Here is an 11,110-nt window from a genome sequence, read left to right on the forward strand (position 1 = left end):
GGTCAGTCTGAACTTATGAATGCAGCAGTATAGCATTGTTTCATCCCTGAAGAATCTTTGACGCAGCCTCCCTAGGCTGCGTTTTTTTATGCCTTCACAATACTAAGCTTTAGCAAAATAGTCATCTAAAAATGCAGTGAAAGATACACTGTCTGCTGCTTTAACTTCACGCTCTTTAAGTACAGAGTCAGTCGCTTGCTTTGCCAAAAATGCTTGATCATAAAATTGGTAATCAGCATCAAGGTGGCTTTGCTTGTACTGCTGTGCAAGTGCTAAAGCGAAATGACCATTATCTTGGTTCTCTTTTGCCAGCGCACTAACATATTTGCCAGAGAAAGTTTTACTTGGATTGTTCACCCAAGTTGCAAGCTCAGCTATGGTTTCGCTGTAATAACTCACGCCATATGCATTATCCATGTAACGGGCAACCTCAGATAGCTGAGTAAAAATTGTCTCGGCCCAATCAGTTAGACGCACCATCTCCCCCTGCTTGTTGAGCATTAGCTCTGGGTCTCGACCTTCATTGACAACCGCATCAAGGTTAGTAGTGCTTAGTTTTTGCTCTTGCCAATCCATTTCTGGCGAGTCATTCAATAAACAATAGGTTAAGAATACGTCTAAGAAACGAATTTGCTGTAAATCAATACCCGTTTCACTAAACGGGTTAACATCAAGCGCACGTACCTCGATGTATTCTATACCGCCGCGAAGTAATGCATCGGTTGGTGTTTCGCCCGATGCTGCATTGCGCTTAGGACGAATTGGCGAGTAAAACTCGTTTTCGATTTGCAGAATATTTTTATTTAACTGCTTTGGCTCAGCACTCGTGTAGTCATCTATATGACCATAAATATCTGATGGTGTATGAATCGCCTCTTTTAAGCCTGCTACATATTCTTCGAGTGAGTTATACATAACACGTAAAGACGATTGTGCACTGTTAGTGTAACCAAGGTTACCCAAACGCAGCGCTGTGCCTACTTCTAAATAAAGAGTACCTTTACCTAGCTTTTTGAATGGTAAATCAGTTGCGCGCCCTTGTAAGAATGAACTACATAATGCTGGTGATGCACCAAATAAAAAGCTGATCAACCAAAGCTCACGCTTAAAGTTACGAATAAGCCCTAAATAGCCATTCGAAATAGACTCAGCTAATGTACCTTGGTTGCCGTTTAAGCTATACAGGCTTTGCCATAAGCTCTCTGGGAAAGAGATATTAAAATGCACACCGGCAATGGCCTGCATCATGCTGCCATAACGGTTCTTTAAGCCTTCACGGTAAAGTGTTTTCATGCGGCCAATGTTTGAGTCACCAAACTGTGCGAGTACAATGTCATCTTGATGTTCAATAAAGCATGGCATACTAATCGGCCATAACAGCTCATCGTCCATCTGCGATAAGGTGAACTTTTGCAAGTCTTTTAGCTGCGCGAGTGTTTGCTCTGCAGATGTACTAACCGGAGTGATAAATTCTAAAAGTGATTCTGAAAAATCAGTGGTGACATGCTCATTCGTTAAAGCGCTACCTACGCCTTGTGGATGACCTTGCTGTGAGATAACACCACTTGGTTTTATCCTTAATGCTTCTCGCTCGATACCACGTTGAATCCCATTAATTGCGTTAGGAAATTGTGCCGTTAACGCTTCTAGCGTTTTATTTAAATCATGTTTTATCAAAAATGCTTCCTCGAGCCGCGTGGCTGTAATCCTAAGTGTATGGGGGCAAAAAACAATTACTCAAGTCAGAAATATCAGTTTCATTATTTACCCATACACTTGAAGCTCAATCTTGCCATTGTGAGTCACAATATACAATTGCTTTGGTGGCACTTCATTGTTGCTAAAACGGTTAAAAATACAATTTAGGCTTTTTCCTTGAGGATATTAGACCTTTTAACTAATATAAAAGACTGAGGCTAAACATAATAATTCAGGCAAGATATTGTTTTAGATCAAAGGGAAGATGAAATTATTAAAAGTTTCACAGTTAACACTATGTCCCCCCTTCCCTTACATTTTTCTGAGACTATAATCCGCACACCATAAAAAAGTATATTTCGAGGACTCATATGCGTCGTGGGCAAGAAATCGTCAATCAAGAAGTGACATACTCAGATAATCAAGAGCTTGTCTCTACCACAGATTTACGCGGTGTAATCACATACGTAAATAAGGAATTTTGTACTATAGCAGGTTACACCGAAGAAGAGCTTCTCGGAAAAAATCATAATATTGTACGCCACCCTGATATGCCTAAAGCGGCATTTAAAGAGATGTGGGAAAAACTTAAAGAGGGCCACTCTTGGCGTGGCATGGTAAAAAATCGCTGTAAAGATGGTCGCTACTATTGGGTTGATGCGTTCGTTACACCTATATATGAACATGGCCAGTTAGTTGGCTATCAATCAGTGCGTACCAAGCCATCTGAACAATTAAAAACCCGTGCGATGGCCCTTTACACTAAAATTAATGACGGTAAATCAATCGCATCATTTCGTGAGAATATTTCACTTAGACAAATAGTGTCTGCGATTTTATTAATTGCAGGCATTGTTGGTTTAGCTGTGGCCGCCTCATGGATGATTGCTATAGCCGCATGTGTCCTTGTAGCACTACTTTTTGCTTTAAATTATGACGAACTCGTAGTTACGCCAAGACATTTAAAGCAGCAACGTGCAGAGTTTGATTCAGTATCACGTTATGTGTATTCGGGCTCGCACCCATTTAGTATTGCTGCCTATAATCAGCAAATGCTGTTCGCTAAGCTTAGAACTGTATTAGGTCGTGTTAAAGACTCTACTTACTCATTTAAAGACATTGCTACCAACTTAGATAAACAATCGTCACTAACCGAGCAAGGTATTGCTGCACAAGGCCAGCGTTTAAGTGATATTGCTACGGCAATGACACAAATGAGTGCGACTATTGGCGAAATTTCAGCTAATACCCATCACACTGCTGATAAGGTTAAAACCACTTACCAAAGCTGTAACGATATCAAACTGCATATTGAAGATAATAGCAGCATGGTGACTGATCTAGCTAACCAGGTAGAGCAAGCAGCCACTACCGCTAACTCTCTTGCTAGTGAAGCTGACAAAATAGGCCAAGTAATGAGTGAGATTGAAGGCATTGCTGAACAAACAAACTTATTAGCGCTGAATGCAGCAATTGAGGCAGCACGTGCAGGTGAGCATGGCCGTGGTTTTGCGGTTGTAGCAGATGAAGTACGCGCACTTTCTTCACGCACGCAAAATGCGACGGCACAAATTCATAGCTCAATTAAAGAGATCCAAGATACGTTATTTAGCTGGTCTAAAGTGATGCAATCAACTAAAGCGCAAGCAGATAGTTGTGTTGATACGACTGCTCACACTCAAACTGAGCTTGCGAGCATCTTCGCACAAATTGATGAAATATCAGGCCTTGCGACGGAGATTTCGACGGCTGCTGAGGAACAACAAGTTGTCAGCACCGATATACGCGAAAATGTAGAAAGCATTAAAGGACACAGCGAAGAGAACTTAAAGCTTAGCTACAACGTGGCTAAAGATGCAGCGGGGCTTGTTGAAGGCTCACGCAAAGTTAACGATATGCTGTTAACCTTTAAAGTTTAAACTTAAATGATACAAAAAAGCCGCATCATAATTGATGCGGCTTTTGTTTTTAGGGCTAATTAACGACTCGAGAAAACAAGTCCATTCTCATCAGCATCAATATGGATGATGGCACCTGGTTGGTAATCCCCTCCGAGCAGGCGCTGTGCTAATGGGTTTTCAATGGTATGTTGAATAGCACGTTTTAAAGGCCTTGCCCCATACACAGGATCAAAACCACTTTCAGCGATGCGGTCTAAAGCTGCATCCGTAACTTCAAGAATGTAGCCTTTTTCAGTTAATCGCTCACGTAGCTTACTTAACTGAATATCTGCAATTTCCTTAATGTGCTCATTAGCAAGTGGATGGAATACCACGGTTTCGTCGATTCGGTTAATAAACTCAGGGCGGAACTGACTAACTAATACGCCCATCACTTTTTCTTTTAACCCGGCATAATCATTTGAACCTGCTTGCTCTTGGATAATATCTGAACCCAAGTTAGAGGTCATGATGATCACCGTATTTTTAAAATCAACGGTACGGCCCTGACCATCCGTTAATCGCCCATCATCAAGAACTTGCAGTAAGATGTTAAATACATCAGGGTGCGCTTTTTCGACTTCATCCAATAAAATGACGGAATACGGACGACGGCGTACCGCTTCAGTTAAATAGCCACCCTCTTCATAGCCAACATAACCCGGAGGTGCACCGACTAAACGTGCCACCGAATGTTTCTCCATAAACTCCGACATATCAATGCGCACCATGGCATCTTCAGTGTCAAACATGAAGCTGGCTAGTGCTTTGGTCAGCTCAGTTTTACCCACCCCTGTTGGGCCTAAGAATAAGAATGAGCCGATTGGGCGATTTGGATCAGCAAGCCCTGCGCGAGAACGACGAATTGCATTTGCAACAGCTACAACAGCTTCATCTTGACCAATCACTTTGTGGTGTAATTGATCTTCCATTTGCAGTAGCTTTTCACGTTCGCCTTGCAGCATTTTCGATACCGGAATACCTGTCCAACGCGATAAAATCTCAGCGATTTCGTCTTCACCTACTTGGTTTTTAAGCAAGCTCATTTCTTGCATTTCAGCTTGTGAAGCAAGGTCGAGTTTGCGCTCAAGTTCAGGGATACGACCATATTGAAGTTCAGACATACGCTGTAAATCGCTGGCACGACGCGCCACGTCTAAATCAAGGCGTGCCTGCTCAAGTTCTGCTTTGATTACTTGCGTGCCTTGCAGTGAGGCCTTCTCAGCATTCCACACTTCATCTAGTTCGCGGTATTGCGCTTCAAGTTCAGTGATCAGCTCTTGCATTTCGGTGCGGCGCTTTTGACTTGCTTCGTCTTTTTCTTTCGCCAGTGCATTATCTTCCAGTTTTAACTGAATAATACGACGTTCTAGCTTATCTAAAGACTCTGGTTTTGAGTCAATTTGCAAACGAATTGAAGAACCTGCTTCGTCAATTAAATCTATTGCCTTATCTGGTAATTGCCGATCGCTGATATAACGATGCGATAACTGCGCCGCGGCAACAATGGCCGGATCGGTAATATCAACTGAGTGATGCAGCTCATAACGCTCTTTTAAACCACGTAAAATCGCAATGGTGTCTTCAACCGATGGTTCATCAACAAACACCTTTTGGAAACGACGCTCAAGTGCCGCATCTTTTTCAATGTATTGACGATACTCATCAAGAGTTGTAGCACCCACGCAATGTAACTCACCACGGGCAAGTGCAGGCTTTAACATATTACCCGCATCCATTGCACCGTCTGTTTTACCTGCGCCTACCATAGTATGAATTTCATCAATAAAGAGGATGACTTGGCCTTCTTCTTTGGCAAGTTCATTCAATACTGATTTTAAACGTTCTTCAAACTCACCACGGTATTTAGCGCCAGCAACCAAAGCACCTAAGTCGAGCGATAACACTCGCTTGTTTTTTAGGCCTTCAGGTACTTCACCATTGATAATACGTTGTGCAAGGCCCTCAGCGATCGCTGTTTTACCTACACCTGGCTCACCAATTAACACCGGATTATTTTTAGTTCGGCGCTGTAAAACTTGGATAGTACGACGAATTTCGTCATCACGACCAATAACAGGATCAAGCTTACCTTGCTCTGCTCGCTCAGTTAAATCGATGGTGAATTTTTTTAATGCCTGACGAGTTTCTTCAGCATTTGGGTCTTCTACTTTTTGGCCACCACGAATGGCTTCAATTGCAGATTCGATCTTGCTAGAAGTAATATTCAGCGCTTTAAAAATGTCACCTAATGGACCTTTATCATCACACGCGGCAAGAACAAACAACTCACTCGAAATGAATTTATCTTTTCGTTTTTGAGCATATTTATCGCATAAGTTAATTAATGAAATCAGGTTATTTGACAGCTGAACATCGCCACCAATACCTTCAACTTTAAACAGTTTCTCGATTTCTTGGGATAACTTGGTGTTTAACTCATCAGCACTCACACCTGCTTGTGCAAGTAACGCACGCACACTTGAACCATTTTGCTGAAGCAATGAATACATTAAATGCACAGGCTCAATAAATTGATGATCGCGCCCAAGTGCTAATGACTGCGCATCTGAAAGCGCAGATTGAAATTTACTTGTAAATCTATCTAAACGCATAAGGGTTTACCTATTAAAAAATCTAATTGCTTAATTAATGGGTATGCTTAGTGATTTGTTCAAGTAAAAGAAGAAAATTTAATCGCAAAAAAGGCGTATTAATTGCGCCAGATCAAGCTCGCCATACGGCCTGTTTGTCCGTCACGGCGATAAGAGAAAAACTGTGATTTTTCAGTAACAGTACAGTGCTCACCACCATACATTTTGACCACACCTAATTGTGCTAATTGCTGACGTGCTAATAAATAGATATCAGCCATGTATTTTTCATGTTTGGCTGTAAAAGCTTGTTGATGCTCTGGGTTTTGTGAGCAAAAACACTCTCTTACTTCTTGCCCGACTTCAAATTGTAAAGGACCAATAGCTGGGCCTAACCAAGCAATAATATCGCTTGCTGGCGCTTGAAAATGCGAAACCGTGTTTGCCAATATACCTTGCGCTAAACCACGCCAGCCACCATGTACAGCAGCGACTTCATCCCCAGAACTCGAACAAAGTAGTACCGGCAAACAGTCTGCTGTCATTATAGCAAGCGGCTGCTTTACTAAACGGGTGTAGAGCGCATCAGCAGAGCGTAGTTCGCTTAAATCAGACTCTTCATCAATCACGACTACATCGCTGCTATGTGTTTGGTTTAACCACACAGCAGGATTAGGCAGCTGATTTGCAAGTAAGGCACGATTTGCAAGCACGGCTTGCTCATCATCACCAACATGTAAACCCACATTAAAACTATCAAAGGGTGCAACCGAAACACCACCCTGTCGGGTGGTACTCAGCGCGCTAACAGAGTTTGGTGCAGTCCATGCTGGTGTGATCATAACGCTTAAAACTCGATATTTGGGTTTGCTTTAGTATCAGCGCGCAAAGCTTCTGTCATAGCTTCCATATCATCTGGAATTGGCGCTTGCCAAGTCATCAGCTCACCAGTGATTGGGTGCGCAATTGATAGCTTAACAGCATGTAATGCTTGGCGTTTAAAGTCGCGTAGCATTTGAAACAGCTCAGGTGTAGCACCTTTTGGCGGGCGCGGACGACCACCATACAGTTGGTCGCCAACTAATGGGTGGTTTAAATAAGCCATGTGTACACGAATTTGGTGAGTACGGCCTGTTTCTAGGCGTAAACGTAAGCGTGTATGTGCACGGAACTTTTCTGCAACACGATAATGCGTCACAGCTGGTTTGCCCATTTCATGCACGGCCATGTGAGTACGTTTTGTTGCATGGCGACCAATTGGTTTTTCAACCATGCCACCTGCTGTCATTGTGCCATTACAGATTGCTTCGTATTCACGGGTGAAGTTTTCACGCTTTTGTAAAGCAGAAACTAAATGAGTTTGTGCCGGAATTGTTTTCGCCACCACCATTAAACCGGTGGTGTCTTTATCTAGACGATGCACAATACCTGCACGAGGCACATTAATGATGTCAGGATAATGATGTAGCAAAGCATTTAATACCGTGCCATCTGGGTTACCCGCCCCTGGATGTACTACTAATCCCATAGGTTTATTGATCACCAAAATATCATCGTCTTCATAAACGATGTTTAATTTGATATTTTGTGCCTCGTATTCACGAGGGGCTTCGATGGTTGTTTCAACACTCACCGTTTCGCCACCGAGTAGTTTTTCGCGCGGTGTGTTTAATATTTCGCCGTTTACTGTGATTTTATCATCCAAAATCCACGTTTTTATGCGTGAACGAGAATAATCAGGGAACAATTGCGCTAATACTTGGTCTAGACGTTTACCGCCAAGGTCAATTGGAACCTCGGCTTGGAGAGAAATTTGCTCTGACATTAGTAACTTTACCCAATTTACCAGTGCAAGCTGTGCTCGACTGGGTTAGAATCGCTTTAATATAATACGTATAGTTTACTCGGTTTTCCTCACTTGGCCTAGCCGAAGACATCGAAGGTAAGAAATAAAATGATAAATAAAATAGGGAAACGTGCGTTCGCCATAGTTTTTTCAGTATCTGTACTTGGCTTAGGTGCCTGTTCATCAGCACCAGACCAAGAAGATATCCAACGCGTTCCTAATAAATCTGCGCAAGCTTTATATGAAGATGCAAAACAAACATTAGATTCTGGCTTGTATGCTCGTGCAATTGAGCTATTAAGTGCTATTGATTCTCGCTATCCTTTTGGTCCTTTATCAAAACAAGTACAAATGGACTTAGTATTTGCGCATTATCAAGCAGGTAATACTGAGCAAGCACTAGCAACTATCGACCGTTTCATTCGTTTAAACCCAAACCACAAAGATTTAGACTACATGTATTACATGCGTGGCTTGGTAAACATCAAAGCGGATGAAAACGCATTCCAAGAATATTTTGGTGTAGACCGTGCCGACAGAGACGCAAATCGTACTCGTGTCGCATTTACTGATTTATCAACGCTTTTAAAGCGTTTTCCTAACAGTGCCTACGCACCAGAAGCGAAAAAACGTTTAGTATGGCTACTGAATAAAATGGCACGCTACGAGTTAAAAGTTGCTGAATACTACTATGAGCGTGAGGCATACCTTGCTGCAGCAAACCGTGGTAAATATGTGGTTGAGCACTACTCACAAAGCAGCTACCTTGATCAAGCACTAGAGATCATGGAAAAAAGCTACAACAAGCTGGGTTTACCTGAGTTGAGCGAACACGCTAAAGCGACGCGAGAAGCTAACAAGCGTTAAAATAGACTAAAAGCAAAAAAGGCGCCTTAGGCGCCTTTTTTAATGTTTGCGGTTAATTTAAATTTGTATTAAATCGCATCTTCATCTTCTTCAGCGGTACGAATACGTACTACACGCTCAACGTCAGTGACAAAGATTTTACCGTCACCAATTTTACCAGTTTGCGATGTTTTAACGATAACATCGATAGCACGGTCAACATCTTCGTCGCTTAATACGATATCTAGTTTTACCTTAGGTAAAAAGTCCACCATGTACTCAGCACCGCGATAAAGCTCGGTATGTCCTTTTTGACGGCCAAAGCCTTTTACTTCACTTACCGTCATACCTGTGATGCCCACATCTGATAATGCTTCGCGTACATCATCAAGCTTAAATGGTTTAATAATTGCTTCGATTTTTTTCATTTTCGGGTTACTTATTATTTCTCGATTGCCTCGATTTTAGACAATCCCATTGCTGATGGCAAACAAAGCTATGAATTACGGTGATTAAATCAGCAATCATGATATTATTAAACCAAAGTGACTCAAAATAGAGACAACAATGAAATCATTACAACGGGGTTTTACATTATTAGAGCTGATGGTCACGCTTGCTATTGTGGGTATCGTTGCACTGATAGCACTATGGGATAGCTCAGATATGCTTGAAAATGACCGAGCTGAGAGCTACTTATTAGAATTAAAACGTACTTTAAGTTTTGCGAGGGCAAAGGCGACGAGTAGTGACGAATTAGTTATAGTGTGCGCAGGTGATACAAAAGCAATTGAACAAAATAAATATGTATTTTGTTCAAGGGACTGGAGCCAAGGAAGTGTTTTTGTATTTGTAGATAAGAGCCCAAATGGTACTTTTAACCCTGGTAGAGGCGATATCATTTTGCGCGTTATGGAAGAGATACCTGACAACAGCTCACTTCGTTTTTCTGAATCTAGAGTTATAAGATTTGAAACTAGCGGTATGATTAGAACTGACCCAGGCACATTTGTTTATTGCCCTTCAAAGAGTAGCAATGATAACAATAAAGCCTTATCTATTTCAAAATCTGGCACCGCAATGTATGAAGGAAAAACAACAAAAACATGTGATTAGTCCTATCTAATTGACAAACATCGAGCACCTATTACAGTTAAATAAATAGTCGCAATTTTGGAGTCTTCAAGGATGAAGGCACTTACAACTCTGCGCAGCCTCAATGGGACAACGTTAATTGAAAGCCTCGTAGTGCTATCAATTTTATCACTCCTGCTGCATATCGCCTTATTTGAATTTAAGCCACTTCTGGCTACAAACCGTTTAGAAAGCAACATGCAAACGGTGAAAAGAGCACTGCAGTTTACTCGCCTAAAAGCGCAAACAAATGATGCCTATGTCACCTTCTGCGCCTTAAAAAACAACAGATGCAACAAAGCTATATGGCACAAATCGTTAACCGTTTTTGTAGACAAAGGCGAACTAGGTATATTTGAAAGTGGTGATACTAAACTAATGGAAATCGAAGCAATAAGTAAGTTTGACATGCTAACATACCCACGTCATGCAGTTACGTTTAGCCCAGCGGGTATGCCGATGGGATTAGGCAATGGCACTTTTATCTACTGCCCAGAATACATAAAAGCAAGCCTCAAAGGGCTTGCAATTAGGGTCAGCTCGATAGGCCGAGTTAGATTAATTGATACAGATAAATGTCAAACTGATAATTGATAAAGCTTATTTACCCCAACAGGTACTTGAGTCAGCAGAACCTGTTGACGTTTTTAAACCTGTATCAGAAATAGACAATGTTGCACATTCAGAATCTTGTAATGGTGGGCCAGATTTAGGTGTTGCCTTAAATGTAAATGTACCTGCATCATTATCTACCTTAACACTAATGGTATAAAAGTTACTTTCTGTTGTCGTAGAAACACCTAAATCAGCAATAGTGCTTGTATATTCACGGTTATCGACAAAGTATTGCTCTTGTTTATTAGCTGCATCTAATAACGAAGTAATTGCCTCAGTTCGAGCGGTACGTTTTACGTGCTCAAAATAACTAGGAATAGCAATGCTAGCGATGATCCCCAAGATAGCTACAGTAATCATCAGCTCGATTAGCGTAAAACCATTATGACTCTTTGTTCTTATAAAGTTCATATTTTAAAAACCTATATAATTGTTTT

10 protein-coding genes are annotated in these 11,110 nt (G+C 41.5%); 4 read left to right on the forward strand and 6 right to left on the reverse strand.

Annotated elements, in window-relative coordinates; all coding sequences use genetic code 11:
- Nucleotides 1–102: 102 nt before the first annotated feature.
- The gene (gshA, locus tag AN394_RS05400; protein WP_055020947.1) at nucleotides 103–1,677 is read right to left on the reverse strand and encodes a glutamate--cysteine ligase; all 1,575 of its coding nucleotides are present in this window, start codon (nucleotides 1,675–1,677) and stop codon (nucleotides 103–105) included.
- A gap of 392 nt (nucleotides 1,678–2,069) precedes the next feature.
- On the opposite strand from gshA, the gene AN394_RS05405 reads away from it, so the two are divergent.
- Nucleotides 2,070–3,617 carry a methyl-accepting chemotaxis protein gene (locus AN394_RS05405; RefSeq protein ID WP_054561894.1) on the forward strand — a complete coding sequence of 516 codons (1,548 nt, stop codon included), beginning with the start codon at nucleotides 2,070–2,072 and terminating at the stop codon, nucleotides 3,615–3,617.
- 59 nt (nucleotides 3,618–3,676) lie between these two features.
- On the opposite strand, the gene clpB is transcribed toward AN394_RS05405, so the two are convergent.
- From clpB to rluD, 3 genes are all read right to left on the reverse strand, one after another.
- Nucleotides 3,677–6,253 (reverse strand): ATP-dependent chaperone ClpB, encoded by a 2,577-nt coding sequence (gene clpB / locus AN394_RS05410; protein ID WP_054561895.1) that lies wholly within the window; start codon nucleotides 6,251–6,253, stop codon nucleotides 3,677–3,679.
- Between the two features lie 98 nt (nucleotides 6,254–6,351).
- A complete protein-coding gene (pgeF, locus tag AN394_RS05415; protein WP_055020948.1) occupies nucleotides 6,352–7,074 on the reverse strand; it encodes a peptidoglycan editing factor PgeF in 723 nt (240 codons plus the stop codon).
- Nucleotides 7,075–7,079: 5 nt separating this feature from the next.
- Nucleotides 7,080–8,057: a 23S rRNA pseudouridine(1911/1915/1917) synthase RluD gene (rluD, locus tag AN394_RS05420; RefSeq protein WP_054561897.1), complete on the reverse strand. Its 978-nt coding sequence runs from the start codon at nucleotides 8,055–8,057 to the stop codon at nucleotides 7,080–7,082.
- Between the two features lie 129 nt (nucleotides 8,058–8,186).
- On the opposite strand from rluD, the gene AN394_RS05425 reads away from it, so the two are divergent.
- The gene (locus AN394_RS05425) at nucleotides 8,187–8,945 is read left to right on the forward strand and encodes an outer membrane protein assembly factor BamD (RefSeq protein WP_054561898.1); all 759 of its coding nucleotides are present in this window, start codon (nucleotides 8,187–8,189) and stop codon (nucleotides 8,943–8,945) included.
- Nucleotides 8,946–9,013: 68 nt separating this feature from the next.
- Here the strand turns inward: AN394_RS05425 and AN394_RS05430 are convergent, their stop codons facing one another.
- On the reverse strand, nucleotides 9,014–9,352 hold the full coding sequence (locus AN394_RS05430; protein WP_054551748.1) for a P-II family nitrogen regulator: 339 nt from the start codon (nucleotides 9,350–9,352) through the stop codon (nucleotides 9,014–9,016).
- 139 nt (nucleotides 9,353–9,491) lie between these two features.
- Between AN394_RS05430 and AN394_RS05435 the strand changes: the two genes are divergently transcribed.
- Together AN394_RS05435 and AN394_RS05440 are read left to right on the forward strand one after the other, a co-directional pair.
- Entirely contained in the window at nucleotides 9,492–10,040 is a 549-nt protein-coding gene (locus tag AN394_RS05435) for a GspH/FimT family pseudopilin (protein ID WP_054561899.1), read from the forward strand.
- A 72-nt stretch (nucleotides 10,041–10,112) separates the two neighbouring features.
- A complete protein-coding gene (locus AN394_RS05440; RefSeq protein ID WP_055020949.1) occupies nucleotides 10,113–10,652 on the forward strand; it encodes a GspH/FimT family pseudopilin in 540 nt (179 codons plus the stop codon).
- Nucleotides 10,653–10,658: 6 nt separating this feature from the next.
- Here the strand turns inward: AN394_RS05440 and AN394_RS05445 are convergent, their stop codons facing one another.
- On the reverse strand, nucleotides 10,659–11,084 hold the full coding sequence (locus AN394_RS05445) for a type IV pilin protein (protein WP_054561901.1): 426 nt from the start codon (nucleotides 11,082–11,084) through the stop codon (nucleotides 10,659–10,661).
- Nucleotides 11,085–11,110: the final 26 nt, after the last annotated feature.

This window comes from Pseudoalteromonas sp. P1-26 (genome assembly GCF_001401795.1).
GTDB lineage: Bacteria > Pseudomonadota > Gammaproteobacteria > Enterobacterales > Alteromonadaceae > Pseudoalteromonas.

Excerpts from the sequence above, each read along its gene's own strand:
- AN394_RS05440 (WP_055020949.1), top strand. The coding sequence starts at position 10,113 with ATGAAGGCACTTACAACTCTGCGCAGCCTCAATGGGACAACGTTAATT.
- AN394_RS05405 (WP_054561894.1), top strand. The coding sequence starts at position 2,070 with ATGCGTCGTGGGCAAGAAATCGTCAATCAAGAAGTGACATACTCAGAT.
- clpB (WP_054561895.1), bottom strand. The coding sequence starts at position 6,253 with ATGCGTTTAGATAGATTTACAAGTAAATTTCAATCTGCGCTTTCAGAT.
- rluD (WP_054561897.1), bottom strand. The coding sequence starts at position 8,057 with ATGTCAGAGCAAATTTCTCTCCAAGCCGAGGTTCCAATTGACCTTGGC.
- AN394_RS05425 (WP_054561898.1), top strand. The coding sequence starts at position 8,187 with ATGATAAATAAAATAGGGAAACGTGCGTTCGCCATAGTTTTTTCAGTA.
- AN394_RS05435 (WP_054561899.1), top strand. The coding sequence starts at position 9,492 with ATGAAATCATTACAACGGGGTTTTACATTATTAGAGCTGATGGTCACG.
- AN394_RS05445 (WP_054561901.1), bottom strand. The coding sequence starts at position 11,084 with ATGAACTTTATAAGAACAAAGAGTCATAATGGTTTTACGCTAATCGAG.
- pgeF (WP_055020948.1), bottom strand. The coding sequence starts at position 7,074 with ATGATCACACCAGCATGGACTGCACCAAACTCTGTTAGCGCGCTGAGT.
- AN394_RS05430 (WP_054551748.1), bottom strand. The coding sequence starts at position 9,352 with ATGAAAAAAATCGAAGCAATTATTAAACCATTTAAGCTTGATGATGTA.